General features: G+C 74.6%; 22 protein-coding genes. 13 read left to right on the top strand and 9 right to left on the bottom strand.

Annotation, left to right across the window (positions count from 1 at the left end; translation table 11 throughout):
- Positions 1–34: 34 nt before the first annotated feature.
- The 4 genes from V1L54_RS09150 (at position 35) to V1L54_RS09135 (ending at position 4,822) form a co-directional block, all read left to right on the top strand.
- Complete coding sequence (locus tag V1L54_RS09150; protein ID WP_330117399.1) at positions 35–1,387, top strand: glycosyltransferase; 1,353 nt, start codon at positions 35–37, stop codon at positions 1,385–1,387.
- Complete coding sequence (locus V1L54_RS09145) at positions 1,384–2,754, top strand: MFS transporter (RefSeq protein WP_330117398.1); 1,371 nt, start codon at positions 1,384–1,386, stop codon at positions 2,752–2,754. Before V1L54_RS09150 ends, V1L54_RS09145 begins: the two co-directional genes overlap by 4 nt.
- A complete protein-coding gene (locus V1L54_RS09140) occupies positions 2,751–4,139 on the top strand; it encodes a glycosyltransferase (protein WP_330117397.1) in 1,389 nt (462 codons plus the stop codon). The genes V1L54_RS09145 and V1L54_RS09140 overlap by 4 nt, the downstream gene beginning before the upstream one ends.
- Positions 4,140–4,240: 101 nt before the next feature.
- The gene (locus V1L54_RS09135; RefSeq protein ID WP_330117396.1) at positions 4,241–4,822 is read left to right on the top strand and encodes a mycothiol-dependent nitroreductase Rv2466c family protein; all 582 of its coding nucleotides are present in this window, start codon (positions 4,241–4,243) and stop codon (positions 4,820–4,822) included.
- Between the two features lie 58 nt (positions 4,823–4,880).
- On the opposite strand, the gene V1L54_RS09130 is transcribed toward V1L54_RS09135, so the two are convergent.
- From V1L54_RS09130 to V1L54_RS09120, 3 genes are all read right to left on the bottom strand, one after another.
- Entirely contained in the window at positions 4,881–5,390 is a 510-nt protein-coding gene (locus V1L54_RS09130) for a cytidine/deoxycytidylate deaminase family protein (protein WP_330117395.1), read from the bottom strand.
- 73 nt (positions 5,391–5,463) lie between these two features.
- Entirely contained in the window at positions 5,464–6,159 is a 696-nt protein-coding gene (locus tag V1L54_RS09125; protein ID WP_330117394.1) for a RibD family protein, read from the bottom strand.
- Between the two features lie 128 nt (positions 6,160–6,287).
- The gene (locus tag V1L54_RS09120; RefSeq protein WP_330117393.1) at positions 6,288–7,031 is read right to left on the bottom strand and encodes a hypothetical protein; all 744 of its coding nucleotides are present in this window, start codon (positions 7,029–7,031) and stop codon (positions 6,288–6,290) included.
- A 170-nt stretch (positions 7,032–7,201) separates the two neighbouring features.
- On the opposite strand from V1L54_RS09120, the gene V1L54_RS09115 reads away from it, so the two are divergent.
- Positions 7,202–7,741 carry a TetR/AcrR family transcriptional regulator gene (locus tag V1L54_RS09115; RefSeq protein WP_443076565.1) on the top strand — a complete coding sequence of 180 codons (540 nt, stop codon included), beginning with the start codon at positions 7,202–7,204 and terminating at the stop codon, positions 7,739–7,741.
- A 67-nt stretch (positions 7,742–7,808) separates the two neighbouring features.
- Here the strand turns inward: V1L54_RS09115 and thiC are convergent, their stop codons facing one another.
- Positions 7,809–9,620, bottom strand: a complete 1,812-nt coding sequence (gene thiC, locus V1L54_RS09110; RefSeq protein WP_330117391.1) for a phosphomethylpyrimidine synthase ThiC — start codon at positions 9,618–9,620, stop codon at positions 7,809–7,811.
- A gap of 204 nt (positions 9,621–9,824) precedes the next feature.
- Here thiC and V1L54_RS09105 point away from each other — a divergent pair, with 204 nt between their 5' ends.
- Positions 9,825–11,318, top strand: a complete 1,494-nt coding sequence (locus V1L54_RS09105; RefSeq protein WP_443076551.1) for a YibE/F family protein — start codon at positions 9,825–9,827, stop codon at positions 11,316–11,318.
- Positions 11,319–11,369: 51 nt separating this feature from the next.
- Here V1L54_RS09105 and V1L54_RS09100 read toward each other — a convergent pair whose 3' ends face one another.
- Both V1L54_RS09100 and V1L54_RS09095 read right to left on the bottom strand, forming a co-directional pair.
- The gene (locus V1L54_RS09100) at positions 11,370–11,573 is read right to left on the bottom strand and encodes a DUF5326 family protein (RefSeq protein ID WP_330117531.1); all 204 of its coding nucleotides are present in this window, start codon (positions 11,571–11,573) and stop codon (positions 11,370–11,372) included.
- A gap of 179 nt (positions 11,574–11,752) precedes the next feature.
- A complete protein-coding gene (locus V1L54_RS09095) occupies positions 11,753–12,070 on the bottom strand; it encodes a cupin domain-containing protein (protein WP_100200878.1) in 318 nt (105 codons plus the stop codon).
- Between the two features lie 57 nt (positions 12,071–12,127).
- Here V1L54_RS09095 and V1L54_RS09090 point away from each other — a divergent pair, with 57 nt between their 5' ends.
- The 6 genes from V1L54_RS09090 to V1L54_RS09065 all read left to right on the top strand — a co-directional run bounded on the left by V1L54_RS09090 (position 12,128) and on the right by V1L54_RS09065 (position 17,117).
- Positions 12,128–12,505 (top strand): phage holin family protein, encoded by a 378-nt coding sequence (locus V1L54_RS09090; RefSeq protein ID WP_330117390.1) that lies wholly within the window; start codon positions 12,128–12,130, stop codon positions 12,503–12,505.
- A gap of 56 nt (positions 12,506–12,561) precedes the next feature.
- A complete protein-coding gene (locus V1L54_RS09085) occupies positions 12,562–13,146 on the top strand; it encodes a low molecular weight protein-tyrosine-phosphatase (protein ID WP_330117389.1) in 585 nt (194 codons plus the stop codon).
- Positions 13,143–14,060: a fructosamine kinase family protein gene (locus V1L54_RS09080; protein ID WP_330117388.1), complete on the top strand. Its 918-nt coding sequence runs from the start codon at positions 13,143–13,145 to the stop codon at positions 14,058–14,060. The genes V1L54_RS09085 and V1L54_RS09080 overlap by 4 nt, the downstream gene beginning before the upstream one ends.
- 52 nt (positions 14,061–14,112) lie before the next feature.
- A complete protein-coding gene (locus tag V1L54_RS09075) occupies positions 14,113–15,318 on the top strand; it encodes a cystathionine gamma-lyase (RefSeq protein ID WP_330117387.1) in 1,206 nt (401 codons plus the stop codon).
- A gap of 318 nt (positions 15,319–15,636) precedes the next feature.
- Positions 15,637–16,545, top strand: a complete 909-nt coding sequence (locus V1L54_RS09070; RefSeq protein WP_330117386.1) for a LysR family transcriptional regulator — start codon at positions 15,637–15,639, stop codon at positions 16,543–16,545.
- A gap of 62 nt (positions 16,546–16,607) precedes the next feature.
- Positions 16,608–17,117 (top strand): NUDIX domain-containing protein, encoded by a 510-nt coding sequence (locus V1L54_RS09065; protein ID WP_330117385.1) that lies wholly within the window; start codon positions 16,608–16,610, stop codon positions 17,115–17,117.
- 22 nt (positions 17,118–17,139) lie between these two features.
- Here V1L54_RS09065 and V1L54_RS09060 read toward each other — a convergent pair whose 3' ends face one another.
- On the bottom strand, positions 17,140–18,192 hold the full coding sequence (locus V1L54_RS09060; RefSeq protein WP_443076550.1) for a pyridoxamine 5'-phosphate oxidase family protein: 1,053 nt from the start codon (positions 18,190–18,192) through the stop codon (positions 17,140–17,142).
- A gap of 43 nt (positions 18,193–18,235) precedes the next feature.
- Positions 18,236–19,597 (bottom strand): globin domain-containing protein, encoded by a 1,362-nt coding sequence (locus V1L54_RS09055; protein ID WP_330117384.1) that lies wholly within the window; start codon positions 19,595–19,597, stop codon positions 18,236–18,238.
- Between the two features lie 744 nt (positions 19,598–20,341).
- Between V1L54_RS09055 and V1L54_RS09050 the strand changes: the two genes are divergently transcribed.
- Positions 20,342–21,376: a GNAT family N-acetyltransferase gene (locus V1L54_RS09050; protein WP_443076549.1), complete on the top strand. Its 1,035-nt coding sequence runs from the start codon at positions 20,342–20,344 to the stop codon at positions 21,374–21,376.
- On the opposite strand, the gene V1L54_RS09045 is transcribed toward V1L54_RS09050, so the two are convergent.
- A complete protein-coding gene (locus tag V1L54_RS09045) occupies positions 21,365–22,858 on the bottom strand; it encodes a serine hydrolase domain-containing protein (RefSeq protein ID WP_330117383.1) in 1,494 nt (497 codons plus the stop codon). The genes V1L54_RS09050 and V1L54_RS09045 overlap by 12 nt on opposite strands.
- Between the last annotated feature and the right edge of the window lie 303 nt (positions 22,859–23,161).

The following is a 23,161-nucleotide window of genomic DNA, read 5'->3' as shown; positions in this document are numbered from 1 at the left end:
CCAGCCCCCCACCCGTCCGACACGGAGGAATCCGATGGCACACTCGTCCGACCCGCAGGTCTGTGTGGTGATACCCACCTACAACCGGGCGGAGTTGCTGCGGCGGCAACTGACGGAGCTGACCCGGCAGCGGCTCGCGCCGGAGCGGTTCGAGGTGGTCGTCGCCGACGACGGGTCGTCGGACCACACCGCCGAGGTGGTCAGGTCGTTCTCCGGCCGGCTGCGGATCGGCTACCACTTCCAGGAGGACCTGGGCTTCCGGGCCGCCGCCGCCCGCAACGGCGGCGCCCGGATGGCCACGGCCCCGCTGCTGGTCTTCCTGGACACCGGTGTCCTGATCGGCCCGGACTTCCTCGCCGAGCACCTGGCCGAGCACCGGCAGGACGGGCAGGAGCACGGGCCGGCCGCCGGCCGGGGCGGCCGGCTCGTGCTGGGCTACACCTACGGCTACAACCCGTACCAGCCGTTCCCGGGGCTCGCCGAGGCGCTGGCCGCCTCCGAGCCCGAGGACGTGGTCCGCGCCCACGGCCACGAGCCGGGCTTCCAGGACCTGCGCGCCCGGGAGCTGGCCGGCTTCGGCGAGGACCTCGACCTCGGCCGGCTCGCCGCCCCGTGGATGGCGGTGTGGGCGCTGAACATGTCCCTGCCGACGGACGCCTTCCACTCGGTCGGCGGCTTCGACGAGGACTACCGCTCCTGGGGCGGCGAGGACCTCGAGTTCGGCTACCGCGTGCACCGGCACGGCATGCCGATCACCCTGTCCCGGCGGGCCTGGGCCGTGGAGAGCCCCCACGAGCGCGACCTGGACGCCAACCGCGCCAGCAACTGCGCCAACGCCTGGCGGCTGTGGGAGCGGCACCCCGAGCCGGTCATGGAGCTCTACGGCGCGATGTACTCGCGCAACCACTACGACCCGCCGCTGGAGTACGAGTACCGGCGGCTGCTGGAGTGGACGGAGAAGGCGCGCGGCACCGACGTGCGCGAGGAGGTGGCCGCGCTGGTGGCCGAGCCGCTGCCGGACGGCCGGCGGCCCGCCCGGGTGGTGGTCGTGGGCGCGGGCGGCGCCCACCCCGGCCTGCCCGGGGGGCCGTCGTACACGCTGGTCGACTTCGACGAGCGGCTGCTGGCGGACGTACCCGCCGCGGACGGCACCGCCACCGTGCACGCGGTCGGCCTGCGCACCGTGCTGGAGTCCGGCTCCGCCGACCTGGTCGTGCTGACCTCCCGGCTGCGCGGGCTGTGGGAGCGCTGGTCCGGCGACCTGCTGGCGGAGGCCGGGCGGCTCGGCGGCACGGTGCGGGTGGCCTTCGACGGGGACGCCGAGAACACAGGGAACACCGGGAACACCGCCGGAGCGGCGGCGGCAGTGGACGGCGGGCGGCCGTGACCGGAACCGTGCCGCCCGTCCGGCGGGCCTCGCTGGTGGCCACCCCGCAGCGGAAGATCATGCTCGCGGTCCTGCTGGTCGACACGGTCGCCGCCGGGGCCTTCTACCCGCTCACCTTCCTCTACCTCAAGCTCAGCACCGAGCTGCCGGTCGGGCAGATCGGCCTCATCCTCACCGGGGGCGGCGTCGTCGCCCTGGCCCTGAATCCGCTGGCGGGCAGCGCGGCCGACCGCTGGGGCGCCCAGCGCACCATCGTGCTGGCCAACCTCCTGTGCGGGCTGGGCTATCTGGGGCTGGTCGACATCCACGGCTGGCCGCAACTGGTCCTGGCGGTCTCCCTCATCTCGCTGTCCCAGCGGCTGTACTGGGTCGGCTGGCCGGTGTTCGTCTCCGAGCAGGTCGCCGAGGGGGAGACCCTGGACCGCTGGTTCGCGGTCGTCAACGCCTTCAAGAGCGCCGCGCTCGGCATCGGCGCGGGGGCCGCGGCCGTCATCCTGGCGGTCGGCGACACCGGCACGATGCGGATGTTCCTGATCGCCGCCGTCCTCGCCTCCTTCCTGTCGGCCGCGGTGTTCTTCAAGCTGCGGATGAACCCGCGGAACGGTGCGGCGGGCGGCGGGACGGACGCCGCCGCGGCCGGACCCGTCGGCCCCGGCGGCACGGAGCACACCGGCGGCGGGGACCTCGAGAGCGGCACGGACGGCAAGGACGGCGGGGACCTCAGGAGCGGCGCGGACGGCGGGTGGCGCGCCGTGCTGCGGGACCGCCCGTACGTCGCGATGACCGCCGCTCACACCGCCCTGACCTTCGCCTGGCTGCTGCCCAGCGTCGTCCTGCCGGTGTACTTCGTCGAAACCCTCGACCTGCCGCCGTGGCTGCCCTCGGTGTCCTTCGCGCTGAACACCGCCATGATCGTGCTGCTGCAGACCGCGGTCACCCGCTCCCTCGGCACCCTGCGCCGCACCCGGGCGGTGCTCGCCGGGGCCTGCGCCTTCCTGCTGGCGTTCGCCGTCTTCGCGAGCGCCGACGCCGTGCCCCGGGCGGTCGCGGTGGTACTGGCGCTGGCCGGCATCGTGCTGTTCTCCCTCGGCGAGATGTCCGCCGGGCCGCCCGCGCAGTCCCTGTCGATCGAGGCCGCACCGGTGCCCCTGCGCGGCCGGTACTCATCGGTCTTCCAGACCTCGTGGACCGTCTCCAACGTCGGCGGCCCGGCCGTCGTCGGCGCGCTCCTGCAGTGGCACAGCCTGGGGCTGTGGCTGGTGCTGGGCGCGCTCGTCGGCCTGGGCGGACTGGGCTTCCTGGCCTGCGAGAGACGGTTCCCGGCACACGTCCTGCACTCCGAGGCCAAGAAAGGCGAACCACGATGAACCGGGACCCCGCCCCGGGCGGACCGCGCATCCTCCACATCAGCCCCACCACCAAGCTCGGCGGTGTCAGCGAGGTCATCCGCAGCGAACTGCCCCATCTGGCGGAGCTGGGCTGGCGGGCCCGCTGGATCGCGGCGAACGACCTGGACGAGGCGCACGACGCCGCCTTCGTCCTGCACAACGCCCTGTACGGGGTGCCGGTGGGCGACTTCCCGGCGGCGGCGGTGCGCCAGGGCGTCGAGCGGTTCCTGGCCGCCAACGCCGAACGGGCCGTGGCCGCCGCCCGGGAGGCCGACGTGGTCGTCCTGCACGACGCGATGATGCTCAACCTGGCGACCGCCGTCCGGAGCGCCCTCGGGCCCGCGGCCCCGGTGCTCGTCTGGCGCTGCCATGTCGGCTCCGAGCACCTGGAGACGATCGACCGCGCCGCGGTCGACTTCCTCCGGCCGCAGCTCGACGCCGTGGACCACCTGGTGTTCTCGCACCGCGACCTGGTCTGGTCGGGCTGGGAGGACGACCCGCGCATCACCGTCGTGCCGCCGGGCATCGACCCGGGGTCGTGGAAGAACCGCGAGCTGTCCGAGGAGGTGCGCGCCGCGGTCTGGCCGTATCTGCACGCGGCCCGCGGGGTGTCCGTGGCGGAGCTCACCGGCGAGGAGGACGCCGTCGTCGAGGTGCACGACTTCGGCACCGGCGGGCTGCGGGCGCCCGACTCCCCCTTCGTCCTCCAGGTGTCCCGCTGGGATCCCCTCAAGGGGCAGCTGGGGGTGGTCCGGGCCTTCGAGCACCTCGCCCACCGGGACGCGGACGTGGAACTCGTCCTCGTCGGCCCCCACATCGACGACCGGGAGAACTACCCGGCGAACCGCCGGGTGTGGCAGGGCCTGATGGACGCCCGCGCGGAACTCCCCACCCCGGTGCGCGAGCGGGTGCACATCTGGCGCTTCGGCCCCGTACGGCGCACCGGCGAGGACATAGCCCTCAACCTGCTGCGGCGCAGGGCCCGCACCGTGGTGCAGAACAGCAGCCGGGAGAGCTTCGGCCTGACCGTCACCGAGGCGATGTGGCAGGGCGCGGTGGTCGTCGGCGCGGACGTCGACGGCATCCGCGGGCAGATCCGGCACGAGGCCAACGGGCTCCTCACCCCCTTCACCGAGGGCCGCCCCGGAGGTTCCGCCGGGGACGCCGGGCCCTGGGCCGAGACGGTGCTGCGCTCGCTGACCGACGGCCCCGGACGCGCCCGCTGGGGCGCGGCCGCACGCGCCTCGGTGGAGGAGCACCACCTGTCCCGCGCCGGGGTCGAACGGCAGGTGGCCGCCTTCACCGGCGGTCCGGTGGGCACCCCGGCCGGGGCGGAGTCCCCCGTCCGGGCGGGTTTCCGGTAGAGGACGGCGAGCACCCCGGAACAGACGGGACCGACAGGTCCGTTACGACCCGCGGGACCCGTGAGACCCGTGAGAGAACGAAGGAACGAGAGAGGCCCGGCATGAGTGTGACGATGTGGTTCGACCCCGCCTGCCCCTTCACCTGGCGCACCTCGCGCTGGCTGCGGTCCCAGGCGGAGTCCCGCGGCGAGCAGGTGACCTGGCGGCTGATGAGCCTCGCCGTCCTCAACGAGGGCCGGGAGGTCCCCGAGCAGTTCCGCGAGGGCCACCGGCAGGGGGCCCGGGCGCTGCGCGTCCTGGCCGCCGCGCAGGAGCACGGCGGCAGCCGGGCGGTCGGCGACCTCTACACCGAACTGGGCACCCGCCGCCACGACGAGGGCGGCCAGTACGACGGGAAGACCATCGCCGAGGCGCTGGCCGCCGCCGGGCTGCCCGCCGAACTGGCCGCCGCGGCCGACGACGAGAGCCGCGACCAGGCCGTACGGGCCTCGCACGAGGAGGGGCAGGCCCGCGTCGGCCAGGAGTCGGGGACTCCGGTGGTGGCCTTCGGCGACCACCCCGGCTTCTTCGGACCGATCCTCAGCGCCGTCCCCACCGGGGAGGACGCGGCGCGTCTGTACGACGGGGTGGCGGCGCTGGCCGGCGTCACCGTCTTCAGCGAGCTCAAGCGGGCCAGGGCCTGACACCCGCCGCGGCCGTGCCCGGGCCGGTCCGCCGTCGGCGGACCGGCCCGGGCACGGCTCATTCCGTCCGCAGGATGTGGGCGTTGACCTCGGCCACCTCGCCGGCCAGCTCCGGCAGCTCCACCACCTCGACCCCGGCCGAGGACAGCAGTGCCGCCCCCTCGCACCGGGCCAGCAGCGGCGGCTCCCGGTAGGCGAACACCACCCGGCCGATCCCCGCGTCCAGGATCAGCTCGGTGCAGCTGCGCGGCCGTGACCTGCGGCTGGAGCAGGGCTCCAGACTGGAGTAGACGGTGGCGCCCCGCAGTTCCCGCGCCGTGCCGCCACCCGGCACATCACCGGGGGCACCGTCCGCCGCGGCCAGCCGGGCGAGCGCCGACTCCTCCGCGTGGACCGTGTCGTCCACGTCCCGCGAGTACCCCTCGGCCAGCACCCGGCCGTCCGCCGACACGACGACGGCGCCGACGCTGTACGCGGACGGCACCGCGGGGCAGCGGCGCGAGAGCTCGATCGCCCGGCGCAGCCACCTCGTGTCGTCCGCTCGGCCCGTTCCCGCCGTTTCCACCATCTCCGCCGTCTCCCCCGTCCGTTTCCGGTGTCTCCGCCGCCCGGGTACCCGCTGCCCGTCGCCGCTGCCGCGCCTACTCCCGCTCCCGGAACCTGTCGGTGAGGGCGTACCGCAGATACGCGCAGTCGCCGTACCGCGAGACCTCCGCCAGCCGCATCCGCCGCCCCGGGCCGAACGGGAAGTCCCCGTCCCCCACGAAGCGCGGCGCGGCGCCGTCCCCGACGAGGAACGGCGCGACGCACACCTGCGCCTCGTCCGCCAGCCCCCGTTCCAGGAACTGGGTGTGGACGCTGCCGCCGCCCTCGACCATCAGCCGCCGTACGCCCCGGGCGTGCAGGTCCGCCAGGACCGCGGGCAGCGCCACCGGATCACCGGCTCCGCACACCCGCGCCACCCCGGACAGCCGCTCGCGCGTCTTGTCCAGCGCCGAGTCGGCGGTGTAGACGAGCTTCTCCGTCTCCCCGGTGGTGAAGAACGGCACCGACGGGTCCAGGTCCCCGCTGCCGCTGATCGTCACCTTGGCGGGCGTCGGGGGCATCCCCCGGGCCACCCGCGCGGCCCGCGCCTCGGGGGAGCGCACCATCAGCCGCGGGTTGTCCCGCCGGACGGTGGTGGCGCCGACGAGGATCGCGTCCACGGTGGCGCGCTCGGCGTCGACCCGTGCGGCGTCCTGCGGACTGGACAGGATCAGCCGCTCGGCGCCGGCGTCGTCCAGATAGCCGTCCAGCGACATGGCCCAGGTCAGCAGAACGTACGGGCGCGCGGTCAACTCGGCCTCCCCTTGCGCGGGCACCCCCGTGTCGGCCCGCTCACGGCAACCACGCTACCGGCCCGGCGCCCCGTCCAGAAGATCGTTCCCAGCCACCTGGGCCACCTGAGTGACTCGGGTCACTCCGGTCACCCCGGCAGGCGGCGGTAGACGACGGGCTGGGCGGCCACCCCGTTCGCCCTGAAGTTGGCCAGCACGAAACGGCGGAAGTCCGGGCGCAGGACGAGGGCCGGCAGGAAGGAGCGGAGGGCGGGCCAGCTCGCGTGGTTGATCACACCGTAGTCGGCGGGCTCCCCGTCGAGGGGCCGCAGGAGGACGGAGTCGGACAGCCCGGTCGCGGCCTGGAACCAGCCCGCGGTGTACCTCCAGACCCGCAGCAGGGTGCCGGTGTCCTCGGCGTGGAAGTAGTTGAACAGGAAGCGGTGGTCGGGCCGGTGGTCGACGTCGTCGATACGGGCCGCCACCCGGGCGGCGACACGGTGGACGCGGCGGGCCGCGGCGGCCAGGGCCGCGCCGAGCTCCCCGTCGCCGGCCTCCTCCCGCAGCGCGGCGGCGGCACCGGGACCGGTGGTGCGGACCAGGACGGCGACGTCGTAGCGGGCGGGCCGGACGCCGCGCCGGCGGAGCAGTCCCGTGCCCTCCCCCGGCGGGCGCAGGACGGCGCGGAACACGGTCACCTCCTCGACGCCGCCCCGGGCGGCGAGCCGGCCGGCCGCGGCGGTGAGCCGGCCGAGCAGGCTCCGCCGGGTGCGGCTGGGCAGCGGGAGGGGACCGCACCACGTGCCGACCTCGGCGGCCAGCAGGAGGTATCCGCTGTCGCCGGGAGGCACCAGACGGGCCTCGACGGCGAGGTGGTCGTTGACGAGTTCCACGGTCGTCCACCTTCCTGTGCCGGGCCGGCGCGCGGCGCCCGGACGACGCCAACGCGCGTTGGCCAACGCTTGTTGGCATAACGGTAGCCAGTCCCGCCCGGCAGGTCAACGTGCGTTGGCCTACACTCGTTGACGTGCGGAGATCATCACAGGAGACGAAGTCGGCCATCATGGCCGCCGCCCGTGAGCGGTTCGCCGCCGACGGATACGACCGGACCACGATCCGGGCCGTCGCGGCCGACGCCGCCATCGACCCGTCCATGGTCATGCGGTACTTCGGCTCCAAGGAGAAGCTGTTCGCGGCCGCCGCCGAGTTCGACCTGGAGCTCCCCGACCTGTCCGGCGTCCCCCGCGAGCAGGCCGGGACCACGCTGGCCGCCCACTTCCTGGACCGCTGGGAGGACGACGAGGCACTCGCCGTCCTGCTGCGGGCCGGGGCCACCAACCGGGCCGCCGCCGAGCGCATGCGGGCGATCTTCACCGACCAGCTCGTTCCGGTCGTGGCCCGGCTGTCCGGCGACCCCTCGGCCGCGCCCGCCCGGGCCGGACTGGCCGCCGCCCAGGTACTCGGCATGGCCCTGTGCCGGTACGTACTGGCCTTCCCGCCCCTGGCCGCCATGAGCCGCCGGGAGGTCGTCGAGTGGATCGGCCCGGTCCTGCAGCGGTACCTCGCCGGGGACGGGCCGGGCCGCCCGGACGGGCCGGACTGACGGGAAACGGCGGTGCCCCCGCCCCGCCGTGCGGCGGGGCGGGGGCACCAGGGCGGGGCAGGGGGAGTCAGTCGGCGATCGGGAGGTAGACCCGGTTGCCCGCCGCCGCGAACTCCTCGGACTTGCGGCGCATGCCCTCCTCCGGGTCCAGGGACTCCGCCGACAGCTCGCCACCGTGCTCCCGGCGGATGTCCTGGGAGATCTTCATCGAACAGAATTTCGGACCGCACATCGAGCAGAAGTGCGCCGTCTTCGCCGGTTCGGCCGGAAGCGTCTCGTCGTGGAAGGCGCGGGCCGTGTCCGGGTCGAGGGCCAGGTTGAACTGGTCCTCCCAGCGGAACTCGAAACGGGCGTCGGACAGTGCGTCGTCCCACTCCTGGGCCCCGGGATGGCCCTTGGCCAGGTCGGCGGCGTGGGCGGCGATCTTGTACGTGATGACGCCGGTCTTGACGTCGTCCCGGTTCGGCAGGCCCAGATGCTCCTTGGGCGTGACGTAGCAGAGCATCGCCGTGCCCCACCAGGCGATCATCGCGGCGCCGATGCCGGAGGTGATGTGGTCGTACCCCGGGGCGACATCGGTGGTGAGCGGGCCCAGGGTGTAGAACGGCGCCTCCTCGCAGATCTCCTGCTGGAGGTCGATGTTCTCCTTGATCCTGTGCATCGGGACATGGCCCGGGCCCTCGATCATCGTCTGCACGTCGTGCGCCTTGGCGATCCGGTTCAGCTCGCCCAGCGTGCGCAGTTCGGCGAACTGCGCCTCGTCGTTGGCGTCCGCGATCGAGCCGGGCCGCAGTCCGTCACCGAGGGAGAAGGTGACGTCGTAGGTGCGCAGGATCTCGCAGAGCTCCTCGAAGTGGGTGTAGAGGAAGCTCTCCTTGTGGTGGGCCAGGCACCAGGCCGCCATGATCGAGCCGCCGCGCGAGACGATGCCCGTCTTGCGGCGCGCGGTCAGCGGGACGTAGCGCAGCAGGACGCCGGCGTGGACGGTCATGTAGTCCACGCCCTGCTCGCACTGCTCGATGACGGTGTCCTTGTAGATCTCCCAGGTCAGCTCCTCGGCCCGGCCGTCGACCTTCTCCAGCGCCTGGTAGAGGGGGACGGTGCCGATGGGCACGGGGGAGTTGCGCAGCACCCACTCGCGGGTGGTGTGGATGTTGCGGCCGGTGGAGAGGTCCATCACCGTGTCGGCGCCCCAGCGGGTCGCCCAGGTCATCTTCTCCACCTCCTCCTCGATGGAGGAGGTGACGGCTGAGTTGCCGATGTTGGCGTTGACCTTCACCAGGAAGTTCTTGCCGATGATCATCGGCTCGGACTCCGGGTGGTTGACGTTCGCCGGGAGCACGGCGCGGCCCGCGGCGATCTCGTCGCGGACGAACTCCGGCGCACGGCCCTCGCGGACGGCCACGTACTCCATCTCGGGCGTGATCTCCCCGCGCCGGGCGTACGCGAGCTGGGTGACGGACGTGGTGCCGCCCCGGCCGCGGCGCGGGGCGCGCGCGCCGCCGGGGAAGACGGCGTCCAGATTGCGCAGACCCCCCGCAGTGGGCTTGAGGCCGTCGTCCTCGGGCCGCACCGCGCGGCCCGCGTACTCCTCGGTGTCGCCCCTGGCGGTGATCCAGTCCGCGCGCAGCGGTGGCAGACCGCGGCGGACGTCGGTGTCGACGTTCGGATCGGTGTACGGGCCGGACGTGTCGTACAGCGTCACGTCGCGGCCGTTGGTGAGGTGCACCCGGCGGACGGGCACCCGGACATCGGGGCGCGAACCGCTCAGATAACCCTTGTGCCAGCCGATCTCGCGCCGGCCGGCCGTGTCTCCGGTGGTCCCGGTGGTCCCGGCGGCCCCGGTGGTTTCGGGCGTACGTGCATCCTGCGTGGTCATGAGACCCAACTCCCTACGCCGGCATTACCCGGTAACAGGTTCGGCGGTCGACGCAGCGTGCTTCCGTGGTCGGCCACGGAAGGTCAGCGCCCTCTCAGCCCCGTGCTCGGAGCTCCCGCGATGTGCAAAAGCGCCCCCACGCTAGTGGCTGACCGCATCCGCGCGCCAGAGCGCCCGGCGTGGCGGGGCTGGGATGATCGGAGAGTGGAACCCACTTCCCGGCCGCCGGTCCCCCGTCCGCCGCACGAACCGCCGCGCGTGCCGCCGCCCCCCGCGGCCCCGCCCGCCGGTCCCGATCCCGGTCGTGCGCACGCGCACGGCCACAGCCACGCGCACGGCCACGGTCCCGTCGCGCCCGTCTCGGCGCGGCTGCGCCGGGTCATCGCGGCGGTGCTGGTGCCGTTCGCCGTGGCGGTGCTCGCCGGGCTGGTCGCGCTGTGGCCCGGCGGTGCTCCCGAGGGGGAGAAGGGGGAGAGCGGCGTCGGCTTCGACCGGCAGACGTTCGGCGCCCGCGTCACCGCGGTGGAGGAGGTGAGCTGCGAGGACGTGAACGCCGCCGTACGGCCGCCCGGCGGCCAGGACGGGACGGGCGGCGGCCCCGGGGAGCCCGGCGCGGAGAGCGGGGGCGGGGCGGGCGGAGCGGACGGCGGCGCCTGTCTGCGGGCGACCGTCGAGATCACCGAGGGCAAGGACGCCGGCCACACCTTCACCGAGATCGTCACCCCGGACGCCACCCGCCGGCTGAGCACCGGTCAGGAGGTGGTGGCCGCGTACGCGCCGCAGGCCCCGCGGGAGTTGCAGTACAGCGTGGTGGACGTGCAGCGCGGCGTCCCCATGGTGGTGCTGGCCGCGCTCTTCGCGCTGGCGGTGGTGGTCGTCGGACGGCTGCGCGGGGTGCTGGCGCTGGTCGGACTGGCGGTCAGCTTCGGGGTGCTGACGCTGTTCATCCTGCCCGCGATCCTCCAGGGCTCCAACCCGCTGCTGGTGGCGGTGGTCGGCGGCAGCGCGATCATGCTGGCGACGCTGTACCTGTGCCACGGCGTCAACGCCCGCACCTCCGTGGCCGTGCTGGGCACCCTGGTGTCGCTGCTGCTGATCGGGCTGCTGGGCTCGGCCTTCATCGGCTGGGCGCATCTGACGGGCAACACCGACGACCAGACCGGTCTGGTGCACGGCCTCTACCCGGACATCGAGATCCAGGGCCTGCTGCTGGCCGGGGTGCTGATCGGTTCGCTGGGCGTCCTGGACGACGTGACGGTGACCCAGACCTCGGCGGTGTGGGAACTGCGGCAGGCCGATCCGGCGGCGGGCTGGCGGCGGCTGTACGGCGCGGCCATGCGCATCGGGCGCGACCACATCGCGTCGGTGGTCAACACCCTGGTGCTGGCGTACGCCGGTGCCGCGCTGCCGCTGCTGCTGCTGTTCTCGATAGCGGAGAGCGGGGTCGGCCAGGTGGCCACCAGCGAACTGGTGGCCCAGGAGATCGTGCGGACGCTGATCGGCTCGATCGGGCTGGTCGCCTCGGTGCCGGTGACGACGGCGCTCGCGGCGCTGGTGGCGGTCGCGGACCGGGCGGGTCCGGGGGCCCCCGCCGGGCGGGCGCTGGAACCGGACCGGGTGCCGGAGCAGGCTCCGGACCGGAAGCCCCCGGGCCGGATGCCGGGCCGGGGGCGGGGGCGGCGGCGGGCGCCGCGCTGAGCGGCGGGCCCGCCGTGCCCGCCGGGTGGCCGGATGCCGGCCGCCCGGCGCTCAGGTGCCCGACGAGGTGAACTTCCGCACCACGTAGACCAGGCCGCCGACCAGCGCGGCGAAGAGCAGCAGCTTGAACAGCAGTCCGACCAGGAAGCCCACCACGTTCATGATCAGGCCGCCGAAGACGAGGAGCGCGATGACCGGGATCGCGACCCACGTCACCCACCAGGGCAGTGCCGCGAAGGTCCCCTTGACGTCCATCCCGCTCACCCGTCTCCTTCTGCCCGGCGCGGCGCGCCGGGGCTCGCTTCCCACTGCCGGAATCCCGTACCGGAATTCCTACCGCACTCATGATGCTAGGCGCGCCCGCCCCGCGGCGGGAGGCCGTCCGGCCCCGGTCCTTCCCTGAACGGTCCCCTACGGAACCCCGAACCCGGCCCTCAGCCCTCCGGGGGAGCGAAGACCACCAGGACCCGCAGGTCCTCGGAGATGTGGTGGAACCGGTGCGGCACCCCGGCCGGCACGTAGACCACACTGCCCCGCGCCACCTGGGTGGTCTCGTCCCCGACGGTGATCAGCGCCCGGCCGCTGGCGACGAAGTACACCTCGTCCTGGCGGTGCGGCTGCTGCGGGTCGAGCTGGCCCCGGTCCAGGGCGTACAGGCCCACCGACATGTGCCGTTCGCGCAGGAACTGCAGATAGGCACCCTCGTTGGCGGCCCGCTCCGCCTCCAGTTCCTCCAGCCGGAACGCCTTCACACGCCCTCATCCCCTCACCGGTAGGCGGCCGCGCCCGTTTCTGGGACGATCACGGCCATGGTGACCTTTCTCGTCAAGACGATCGCCAATGCCGTGGCCCTGGCCGCCGCCGTCTGGCTGCTGGACGACATCACACTCACCGGGGACGACACCGGCGACAAGACTCTCACGCTGATTCTCGTCGCGCTGATCTTCGGGCTGGTGAACCTCGTGGTCAAGCCGATCGCGACGCTGCTCTCCTTCCCGGTGCTGATCCTCACGCTCGGCCTGTTCACCCTGGTGATCAACGCGCTGATGCTGATGCTGACCTCCTGGCTGGCCGACAAGTTCGACCTGGCCTTCCACGTGGACGGCTTCTGGACGGCGGTGCTCGGCGGCCTGATCATCGCAGTCGTGTCCTGGGCGGTGAACATGGCGCTGCCCGAAGGGGACTGACCCGGTACGGCGGCCGGCGGGGACGGCGGACCGGCCCGTCGCCGAAGATGGGACCCATGAGCAACGAACCGTCCGGCACCACCCGTACGCCCTACCGCGTCTGTTTCGTCTGCACCGGCAACATCTGCCGCTCCCCCATGGCCGAGGCCGTCCTCCGCGCCCGGGTCGCGGAGGAGGGGCTGGCGGACCGGGTGGAGGTGAGCAGCGCGGGGACCGGCGGCTGGCACGTCGGTGACGACGCCGACTCCCGCACCCTCGCCGTGCTCACCGCGGCCGGATATCCCCTGGAGCACGCCGCGCGGCAGTTCCGGCACGACTGGTTCGCGCGGCTGGACCTGGTGATCGCCCTGGACGAGGGGCATCTGCGGGAGCTGCGGGCGATGGCCCCCACCGCCGGGGACCGGGCGAAGATCCGGCTGCTGCGCTCGTACGCCCCCGGCGGGGGCACCGACGGCACCGACGGCGACTGCGACCTGGACGTGCCCGACCCGTACTACGGCGGCCCGGAGGGCTTCGAGGAGTGCCTGGCCCTGGTGGAGGAGGCCGTGCCGGGGCTGCTGGCCGAGGTGCGGGCGGCCCTGGCGTCCGGGGAGTCCGCGGACTCCCCGGACGGCGGCGGCGAGCGGGCGGCGCACCGGTGACCGGGACGGCACCGGAGAACCGGGTGGCGGCCCGGGTGGCCGCCCTGACCGGAGTGGCGGCCGACCGCGTGCGGCCGGTGGGCGGCGGTGACATCTGCGACGCCCACCGGATCGGGTCGGCGGACGGCCGCACCGTCTTCGCCAAGACCCTCCGGCCCGCGCCCGAGGGCTTCTTCGCCGCCGAGGCCGCCGGTCTGGAACTGCTGGCCGCCACCGGGGCGGTGGCCGTGCCCCGGGTGCTGGCCGCCGAGCCGGACGTCCTGGTGCTGGAGTGGATCGAGCCGGGCCCGGCGGGCCCGGCGCAGGCCGAGCGCCTCGGCCGCGAGCTGGCCGCCCTGCACTCGGTACGGGCCCCCGCCTGGGGCAACCCCGACCCCGGCCGTCCGGCCTACCTCGGTTCCCTGCCGCTGCCCAACCCCGCGGAACCGCCGGCGCGGGCCGCGGACTGGCCCGCCTTCCACGCCGAGTGGCGGCTGCTGCCCCTGCTGCGGCGGGCCGTGGACGGCGGCGGCATCGGCGGGGACGACGCCCGCGCGGTGGCCCGGCTGTGCGAGCGGCTGGCCGGCGGCGGTACGGACGCGGCGGAGCTCGCCGGACCGCCGCAACCGCCCGCCGTGATCCACGGCGACCTGTGGTCCGGCAACGTCCTGTGGTCGGCCGGCGGCCGCGCGCACCTGATCGACCCGGCCGTGCAGGGCGGGCACCCGGAGGCCGACCTGGCCATGCTGGAGCTGTTCGGCTGCCCGCACCTGGAGCGGCTGCTGGCCGCGTACGAGGAGGTGCGGCCCGTCCCAGGCCGCCGCGCCCGCGTCCCCCTGCACCAGCTCCTGCCGCTGCTGGTGCACGCCGTGCTGTTCGGTTCCGGCTACGGCGCCCGGTGCGGCGCGGCGGCCCGGGCGGCACTGGCGGCCTGACCGGGCCCGCGTACCCTCGTAAGCCGGTCACCTGCGAGAACGGGAGCGGCACATGACTGACGGGGGCACCGGCGGCATCGGGGACATCGGCGGCATCGGCGCAGGCGCCGGGAACGGCGACGGCAACGGTGACGGTGACGGCGACGGGACCCGGGTGGTGCGGGCCGGGCTGCCCGCGGAGGAGCCGTACGCGCCGCCGCTGCCGGGCCCGGTCCTGACCGCGCACTACCACCTGCCCGGCGACGTGGCCGGGGCACCCTACGCCTACGGCCGCGACGCCAACCCCACCTGGACCGCCCTGGAGCGGGCCGTCGCCGAGCTGGAGGCGCCCGGCGACCCGGCGGCGACCGCCACCGTCTTCGCCTCCGGCATGGCGGCGATCTCCGCGGTGCTGCTGTCCCGGGTCGGGCCCGGCGACGCGGTGGTGCTGCCCGCGGACGGCTACAACCTGCTGGCCTCGGTCGGCGAACGGCTGCGCGGCTGGGGGGTGGAGGTCCGTACCGCCCCCACCGCGGGCGACGCGCAGCTCGGCGTGCTGGACGGCGCGGCGCTGCTGTGGCTGGAGACGCCCTCCAACCCGGGCCTGGACGTGTGCGACATCCGGCGGCTGGCCGACGCCGCCCACGAGCGGGGCGCGCTGGTGGCCGTGGACAACACCCTGGCCACCCCGCTGGGCCAGCGCCCCCTGGAGCTGGGCGCCGACTACGCGGTGGCCAGCGGCACCAAGGCGCTCACCGGCCACGGCGACGTGCTGCTGGGCTACGTGGTCTGCCGGGACGAGGAGCTGGCGGAGCCGGTGCGGCTGTGGCGCAAGACCGTCGGGGCGATCCCCGGGCCGATGGAGGCCTGGCTGGCGCACCGCTCCCTGGCCACCCTGGAGCTGCGCACCGCCCGGCAGGCGGCGAACGCGCTGGCCGTCGCCGAGGCGCTGCGCGCGCACCCCGCGGTGCGCGACGTACGGCACCCGGGGTTGCCGGACGACCCGGCGCACGAGGCGGCGGCGCGGCAGATGCGGCGCTTCGGCTGCGTGGTCTCCTTCACCCTGCCGGACAAGGGGTTCGCCGAGCGCTTCCTGGCCGCGCTGCGGCTGGTGGGCGAGGCGACGAGCTTCGGCGGGGTGCGCTCCACGGCGGAGCGGCGCGGCCGGTGGGGCGGGGACGCGGTGCCGGAGGGCTTCGTACGGCTGTCGGTGGGGGTGGAGGACGCGGCGGACCTCGTCGCCGACCTCCGGGCGGCGCTGGAGCGGGCCGCGGGATGAGAAGGCCCGCCGGGTGGGAGGAGAGGGAGAGGAGGGGCGGCGCTCCGCACGGGAGGCTTGAAGCTCCCCCCTCCTGCCTCAAGCCGTCCCGCGCGGCGGCCTGCCGTCCGTGCGACGCGCGTGGACAGCTCACAGTCAAGGTTAGTTGACTGAGTGTCATTGTCCAATCACCATATCGACACCCTTCCATCGGGATGCTTATCGTTCCTTCACGGCCCGTGCCCGCCGCGTCACACGGCAGCGGGCGACGGGGCGGGGACGGCCGGGGAACAGACGGGGAAACGGGCGGGGAGCAGACGGGAGGAGACGGAGGACCTCATGGACCTGTCCCTGCTGCGCACGTTCCTCGCCGTGCACCGGGCCGGCTCCCTCACCGGTGCCGCCGCGCTGCTCGGTCTCTCCCAGCCCGCCGTCACCGGGCAGATCCGCGCCCTCGAACAGCAGGTGGGCCGCCCGCTGTTCCTGCGCGGTGCCCGCGGCGTCACCCCCACCGGCTTCGGCGACGAACTGGCCCACCGGATCGCCCCGCACCTGGACGCCCTCCAGGAGATCACCCGCGACGGGCCGGACGGCTCCGCGGCGGGCCGCGCCCTCCACCTCACCGGGCCACCGGAGTTCGTCTCCCGGCGGGTCATGCCCGCCCTCGTCCCGCTGGTCCGCCGGGGCCTGACCGTCCGCGTCTCCTTCGGCGACGGCGAGGAGAGCCTGCGCTCCCTGGCCGCCGGCCACCACGACCTGGCCGTCGTCGCCTCCCGTCCGCGCGGCTCCCCGCCGACCCCGCTGACCGCCACCCCGCTGTGCGACGAGGAGGACGTGCTGGTCGCCGCGCCGCGCTGGGCCGCCCGCACCGGCGGCCCGGCCGTGGTGCGGGCCAGGGGCGCGGCCGCGCTGGAGGGCGTGCCCGCGCTGTGCGTCCACGAGAGCCTGCCGCTGCTGACCCACTACTGGACCACCGTCTTCGGCGAGACCCCCGCGCGGCGCTCCGGCACCGTCGTCGTCCCCGACCCGCGGGCCGTGCTGGAGTGCGTCGTCGCGGGCGCCGGACTGGCCGTGCTGCCGCGCCAGTTGTGCCAGGACGCGCTGGAGAGCGGTCAGCTCACCACCCTGCTCGACCCGCCGGTGCCGCCGCTGCGCACCTACTTCCTCGCCGTACGGGCCGGCACGCTGACCCAGCCGCACATCGCACGGGCGCACGAGTGGCTGCTGCGGGCGGCCACCGGCTGGTGAACCGCCGGGCGGGAGGGGCGCCACGAGGTTTCGCGCTCCCGGTGCCGGGCCAGATCTTCCCCATGACCGCCGACGCGCGCCCCGTGGTCAAGCGCACCGCACGGGCCATCCTGTTCGATGACGACCGGCTGATCCTGATCAAGCGCACCAAGCCCGGCCGCGAACCGTACTGGATCACCCCTGGCGGCGGCGTCGAGCCGGGGGACGCGACCGTCGTCGACGCCCTCCACCGGGAGATGGACGAGGAGCTCGGGGCGAAGGTGACCGACGTGGTCCCGGCCTTCGTGGACACCGTCCCCTACGACCCGGCCGAGGACCCCGACGCCGCCGATCCGCACGGCGCGCCGGGCGTGAAGGTCCAGCACTTCTTCGTCTGCCGGCTGGCCTCGATGGACCTCGCGCGCCGCCACGGCCCGGAGGTGGACGAGCCGCGCGGCGAGTACGAGGTCGTCCGCGTCCCCTTCACCCGCGCGGGCATCGCCTCGGTGGGGGTGGTGCCGCCCTCGCTCCGCGCCTATCTGGACGCCAACATCGAGGGCGTACGGGCTCTGCTGGCACCCGATCTGGGGTAGCTCGCCGCCCCCGGGCGCCCGCTCAGCCGAACCAGCCGGTGAAGGGCGTCCTCTCCCCCCGCTGCTCCATGCGGCGGCTGCGGGCCCGGGCCAGCAGTTGTTCGGCGTGGGCGCGCCAGGCGGCCGGGTCGTCGATGGACGGCACCGGTTCGGGGGCCGGTTCCCGTGCCGGGACCAGGGGTGCCGGGGGCGCCGCGTCCGCCCGTACCGGCTCCGGGGCGTGCTCGCGCGGCGGACGCTCGGTGGGCCCGCGGTCGCGCGCCGCACGCGCCGCCCCGAAGAAGTCGCCGCCCTTGCGTCGCTGGTCGTCCGTGCCCCAGTCGCGCGGGGTGCCCTTGGGCGCCTTCTGCAGATGCGGGATGTGCTTGGCGCAGTGGATGTACGCCTCCTCCACCGTCACCCGCACCCACACCTGTGCCCGCCGCCCGGGCACCGGATCCGTCGGCAGCCCGGGAAGGGTCCGGCGGATCTCGGCGTCCTCGACGATCTCGGCGCGGCCGTTGATGTGCAGGCCGATCCGGGCGCGGAGGAAGTCGATCAGCAGGATGCCCAGATGCGGGTTCTCCTGGATGTTGCCCAGGCTGGCGTGCACCCCGTTGCCCCGGTACTCGGGGTAGACCAGGGTGCGCTCGTCCACCACGTGCAGGAAGCCGGGCGGCCCGGCCCGGAAGGTGTTGTCGCACTCGCCGTGCCGGTCGGCCGTGGCCAGGAAGAACATCTCCTGCTGTGCGACGAACTCCCGCATCCGCTCGTTGAGATGGTCCAGCAGCTGCTCGTCGTAGAAGCGGTCCGCGCGCTCGACCGTGCCCAGCCGCCGCTGCACCGCGTGCTCGCCGTCACTGCCCGGCCGTGCCGGCACCGCCGGGACCGCCCGCCGGTGCTCGGCCGCCGTGTCCGCACCGCTCATGCCGTTCATGCTGTTCATGCCGTTCGCGCCGTTCATGTCGTCCGTGCCGTCCGGCTGCCGGGGCAGTCTGATCATCATGGTCGTCTCGGCCGCCCCGACCGCCTCGCCCGGGCCCGCCGAATCGATTCGCCCCGCCGCGTCCACGCCCCGCTCCCCATGGTGGTTCACGTCCTGTTCCACTGTTCCGCCGCCGTCGTCCCCGCCACCGCGCTCAGTCCCGCGCGGCCCCCGCCGCACCGAGGGCGTCGAGGGAGTCGTGCCGTATGCGGTGGGCGGGGACCCCGGCCGCCACCAACGCCTCCACCCCGCTGCGGACCATCCCGGGCGGACCGGACAGATAACCGTCGTATCCCTGCCACGGTCCGTGCTCCCGGACCACGTCCGGCAGCCGCCCGGTGAGCCCGCCCCCGTCCGGCAGCCCCTCGGTGACCACCGGGCGGACCGTCAGCCACGAGTGGCGCCGGTCCAGTTCCCGCATGGCCTCCAGGTCGTACAGGTCGGGGCCGCTGCGGGCACCGTAGAAGACCTCCACCGGGCGGGCCCGGCCCCCTCTGGCGACCTCCTCGACCAGCGCCTTGACCGGCGCGATGCCGGTGCCGCCGCCCAGGCACAGCAGCCCGGTGTCCGAGGAGTGGTCCACCGCCATCGACCCGGCCGCGGCGCCCAGCCGCAGCACGTCGCCGGGCCGGGCGCGGTGGACGAGCGCGGTGGAGACCCAGCCCGCGGGCACCACCTTGACGTGGAGGACCAGCAGACCGTCCGGGCGCGGGGCACAGGCCAGTGAGTAGTGCCGCCACACCTTCGGCCACCAGGGCGTCTCCACGCTGGCGTACTGCCCGGCCCGGAAGGGGTAGGGCTGGTCGGGGCGCAGGGTGAGGACGGCGATGTCCGGGGTGCGCCGCTCGTGCGCGACCACCTCGGCCTGCCACCAGGCCGGGGCGCGCCGCTCGTCCTCGGCCGCCGCGTCGATCATGATCTGGGAGATGGCGGTGTAGGCGCGCACCCAGGCCGCCTCGGTCTCCGCGTCCCAGGTGCGGGTGGCATAACGGGTGAGCGCGGCGACCAGGCACTCGCCGACCGCCGGGTAGTGCTCGGGCCGGGTGCCGTACTTGCGGTGCCCGCGGCCCAGATGGGAGAGGAACTCCACCAGGACGCGCCGCTCGTCGACCAGCTTGGCGGCGGTGAGCAGCGCCTTGAACAGCCGGTCGCGCTGGCTGTCCATGGCGGCCGGGAAGAGCTCGCGCAGCCCGGGGTGCTGGAGGAAGAGCAGCGCGTAGAAGTACGAGGTGACGGCCTGGGCGATCGGTTCTATCTCCTCCAGGGTGCGGCGTATCAGCTCCGCGTCGCGGGACGGCTCGAACCTGCCGTAACCGGGATTCGCGGGGTACGCCGGCTCGGCGCTCTGGGCGTTCTCGGCGTCCGGGCCGGGCCGGGCCGACTGTTCCGCCGTCCGCTCACCGCCCGCCGGGGCGAACCAGCCCCGCTCCCCGCCGCCGTCACCGCCGCGGCCGGCGGCGGGGGGCCCGCCTGCCGCGCTCTGAGGGATTCCGTTGTCCGCCGACGTGGTGGCCATGGTATGTCTCGCCTCGAACATCTTCCGATCGGTCCGGTCGCTTACAAAGGCGGAATCACTCGTATTTGAGACCCCGAGTCAGCTGTCGCGGATTGTGGGCGCACTGCGGTCCCGACCATACCGGCGCACCGGCGATATACAAGCACCGTCATCGTTCCCGGCTAATTCCGCGGCTTCGCCGCCCACCGCGGACAGCCCGGCGGCCACACCCGGAAGATCCTCCTCCGCGCACCACCGGCCCTCTCGACCACCGCCTCCCAACAGGCCGGGCGGGCAAGGAACTCGGCCTACCACATCCGCCTTCCCGTGACTGCCGGACAGGCCGGGAGCCCCGGCCCGGTCACACTTCCCGTGCGTTATCTTCACCTTTCCACCACTCGGCGGGAAATCCGGAGTGAACGGTCTGTCCGCACTTTTCCATTACGGGCCACTCCCTTTTGCCGTCGCATACCGCCGCTTCACCGACCGCCTGCGACCGGCCACCCGGAATGCGGGCGAAGCACCGGGGACGCACTTCCCGGCGATATCCGGCGGCGCCCCTCCGGCACATCTTCGCCGCATTTCCGGCATACCAGGAAAACCAGTCGAAAGCGCTGGAAACTCGCCGTACCGGGCGACGGACCCGCGAAGGCACCCCGCCCTCGGGGCTTCGGCCGCACACGGCACCCGGAGGGGCGGACCGTACGGATGCGAGAACGTAAACCCCTGGCCATCCCGCCATCCGATCGGCCAGGCTGACCGTCCGTGACCTCCTCCTCACCACCCTCGCACCCTTCGTCCCCCTTCCGCTCCTCCCCCGGACCGGTCATCCGCCGCCTCACCCTCGGCGACCTGCCCGCCTGCCTCGACCTCGCCGCCGACCGCGGCTGGGTGCGCCGGGAGCACAAGTGGCGGCTGCTGCTCACCGCCGGACAGGGCTACGGCATCGACGCCCCGGCGGACGACAGCTCTCCTCCGGCGGCCCCGGGCGCCCCGGGCGCCCCGGAACCGCCGGGGCCGCCGGAGCCCTCCGAGCCCGCGGACCGCGTCCGCCGGAAGCTGATCGGCGTCTGCGTCCTGACTCCGTACGGCCCGCCGCCGCATGTCCCGCGGGGCCGCCCCAGCGCCTCCGTCAGCATGGTGCTCGTCGCCGGCCGCCACGCCCGCCGGGGCCTGGGACGCCTGCTGGTCCGGCACGCGCTGGCCGAGGCCGGGGACGCCACGGTCTTCCTGACCGCCAACGACAGCGGCAGACCGCTCTACGAGAAGCTCGGCTTCACCGCCGTCGGCACCGTCGTCCGGCTCACCGGCGAGTTCACCGGCGCCCACGCCGCCGACCACCGCGCCGGTCCCCGGCCGGACCTCCGCGTACGCGACGCCACCGCCGCCGACCTGCCCGCCGTACTCGCCCTGGACGCACCGGTCTTCGGCGCCGACCGCACCCACCTCATCGTCCGGCTGCCCTCCCTCGCCGACCGCTTCGCCGTCGCGGCCCCCGGCGCCCCCGGCGCGGAGCTCACCGGTTACGCCGCCCGCTGGCCGGGCGGGGACGCCGCCGTCATCGGCCCCGTCGTCGCCGAGGACGAGTCCACCGCCCGGGCCCTGATCACCGAGCTCGCCGCCCACGCCGGCGGCCCCGTCCGTATCGACGCCGATGCCCGGCACTCCGGGCTGCGGTCCTGGCTGCGCGACCGCGGCCTGACCGAACGCACCGCCCATACCCTGATGGTCCACGGCGCGCCCGACCTCCCCGGCGATCCCGGCCGCCGCTTCGCGCCGTACCTGGGATCACTGGGCTGACACCACCCCGGCGGCGCCCTCCCCTCTCCGCGCTCGCTCCGCTTCCGCGCGCCAGCCCTCGGGCGCCACCCCGCCCGGCACCGGGGCCGCCGGGTCGTACGGGCGGCGGGTGAAGACGAACGTGCCCAGGTCGAGATGGCTCACCGAGCCGTCCGTGCCGCGCACCACGCGCAGCGTCTCGCCCGCGTAGTAGCCGTCCAGGCCCGTCCAGGCGTCCTCGCCGTCACCGTCGCCGCCGGTCGCCGGGCGGAAGCGGGAGCCCCGGCCCGCGCCGCCGACCGGCGCCAACTCCAGCGCCCGCCCCTCGCACAACCGCAGCACGAACGCCGCCGGACCCCAGTACCAGGGGCCGGTCAGCGCCAGCAGTTCCGGATCGGCCGCCGAACGCGCCCGCCACGGTTCGGGGAGGGGCGGCTCGTGCTCGGCCACGATCCCCAGGAGCCCGGCGGCCGAGGCCGGCGGCAGGCCGGAGGTCGCGTTGGCCAGCACCACACCCGCCAGCCGCTCCCCGGGAGCCGTCCACAGGTCGGCGAGGAAGCCCGGCATGGAACCGCTGTGCCCGGCCAGCAGCCGTCCGCCGGAGCGCAGCAGCTGCGTCCCCAGCCCGTACGACCGCTCCCAGGAGGCCGCCTCCGGCGCCACCGCCGGGGCCCGCATCTCGACGAGGCTCTCCGTCCCGAGCACCCGCGTGTCACCCGCCGACAGGAACGCCGCGAAACGGCACAGGTCCCCGGCCGTGGACCACAACTGCCCGGCGGGCGCCATCCGTCCGGTGTCGGCGAGCGGCTCGGGCAGCACCGCGTCCGCCCAGGGGTGCACGGCCCAGCCGCGGGCGTACGGCTCCACCGGACGGAGCGTGGTGCGGCGCATGCCCAGCGGCTCGAGCACCTCGGCGCGCAGTACCGCGTCCCAGGGCGCGCCGCGCAGCCGCGCCACCAGAGCGCCCAGCAGGGCGTAGCCGAGATTGGAGTAGTGGTGCCGCCGCCCGGCGGGGTGCCGCAGCGGCCGCTCGCCGAAGAGGTCCGCCGGTTCGGGCCGCAGCTCGCCGGGGGTCCGCTCCCACCAGGGGCCGCGCGGCTCGGCGGCCAGGCCGGTGGAGTGGGACAGCAGTTGGGCGACAGTCAGGCTCCTGGCCTCGACGGGGATGTCGGCGGGGACGTCCAGATGGGCGCCGAGCGGGTCGGCGAGGTCCAGCAGCCCCTCGTCGCGCAGCCGCATCACCAGCACGGCGACGAACGTCTTGGTGATCGACCCGATGCGGTACTGGGTGTCGGCGGTGGGCGCACCGGCCGCCGCGCCGCCGCCGTCGCTGTCGCCGAGGGTGCCGCGCGCCCCGGTCCACACCGTCCGCCCGTCCCGCACCACCGCGCCGACCACCGAGGGCAGCCGTCCCCCGGACTGGACGGTGGCCAGCCGGTGCAGGAGCGCACGGCGGGTGGTGGGCAGCAGTTCTCCGTCCGGTTCTCCACTGGTTGTGACCATGCGGCCACTCCTACCCGGCCCCGGTGCCGGAGCACCACCGCTTTCCACGGGCCGCCCCGGACGGCGCGGCAGGCCGGTCACCGCCTGTGGACGGAACCGCGCGAGGACGCCCACTGCCCTCCCGCGAGGAGGGCTGTGGAGGCCTGTCGGTGGCCGGCCCACCACTGAGGCCCCGGAGGGACCGCTGTGGATTCCGCTCACCGGTGGTGCTCTCCACGGCGCTCCGCACGGGACGTCTTCACATCCTCCGATCGTGTCTTCACACTTTCTCCCTCGTTTTCCCGGCGAAGAGGCGGCGCCACC

This window comes from Streptomyces rubellus (genome assembly GCF_036323805.1).
In the GTDB taxonomy this organism is placed as follows: Bacteria; Actinomycetota; Actinomycetes; order Streptomycetales; family Streptomycetaceae; genus Streptomyces.
This window is presented reverse-complemented; position numbering and strand designations above follow the sequence as displayed.

What these genes read in the sequence shown, in the direction of transcription:
- V1L54_RS09150 (WP_330117399.1), top strand. Translation starts at nt 35, where the DNA reads ATGGCACACTCGTCCGACCCGCAGGTCTGTGTGGTGATACCCACCTAC.
- V1L54_RS09140 (WP_330117397.1), top strand. Translation starts at nt 2,751, where the DNA reads ATGAACCGGGACCCCGCCCCGGGCGGACCGCGCATCCTCCACATCAGC.
- V1L54_RS09135 (WP_330117396.1), top strand. Translation starts at nt 4,241, where the DNA reads ATGAGTGTGACGATGTGGTTCGACCCCGCCTGCCCCTTCACCTGGCGC.
- V1L54_RS09130 (WP_330117395.1), bottom strand. Translation starts at nt 5,390, where the DNA reads ATGGTGGAAACGGCGGGAACGGGCCGAGCGGACGACACGAGGTGGCTG.
- V1L54_RS09115 (WP_443076565.1), top strand. Translation starts at nt 7,202, where the DNA reads ATGGCCGCCGCCCGTGAGCGGTTCGCCGCCGACGGATACGACCGGACC.
- thiC (WP_330117391.1), bottom strand. Translation starts at nt 9,620, where the DNA reads ATGACCACGCAGGATGCACGTACGCCCGAAACCACCGGGGCCGCCGGG.
- V1L54_RS09100 (WP_330117531.1), bottom strand. Translation starts at nt 11,573, where the DNA reads ATGGACGTCAAGGGGACCTTCGCGGCACTGCCCTGGTGGGTGACGTGG.
- V1L54_RS09090 (WP_330117390.1), top strand. Translation starts at nt 12,128, where the DNA reads ATGGTGACCTTTCTCGTCAAGACGATCGCCAATGCCGTGGCCCTGGCC.
- V1L54_RS09085 (WP_330117389.1), top strand. Translation starts at nt 12,562, where the DNA reads ATGAGCAACGAACCGTCCGGCACCACCCGTACGCCCTACCGCGTCTGT.
- V1L54_RS09075 (WP_330117387.1), top strand. Translation starts at nt 14,113, where the DNA reads ATGACTGACGGGGGCACCGGCGGCATCGGGGACATCGGCGGCATCGGC.
- V1L54_RS09070 (WP_330117386.1), top strand. Translation starts at nt 15,637, where the DNA reads ATGGACCTGTCCCTGCTGCGCACGTTCCTCGCCGTGCACCGGGCCGGC.
- V1L54_RS09065 (WP_330117385.1), top strand. Translation starts at nt 16,608, where the DNA reads ATGACCGCCGACGCGCGCCCCGTGGTCAAGCGCACCGCACGGGCCATC.
- V1L54_RS09055 (WP_330117384.1), bottom strand. Translation starts at nt 19,597, where the DNA reads ATGGCCACCACGTCGGCGGACAACGGAATCCCTCAGAGCGCGGCAGGC.
- V1L54_RS09045 (WP_330117383.1), bottom strand. Translation starts at nt 22,858, where the DNA reads ATGGTCACAACCAGTGGAGAACCGGACGGAGAACTGCTGCCCACCACC.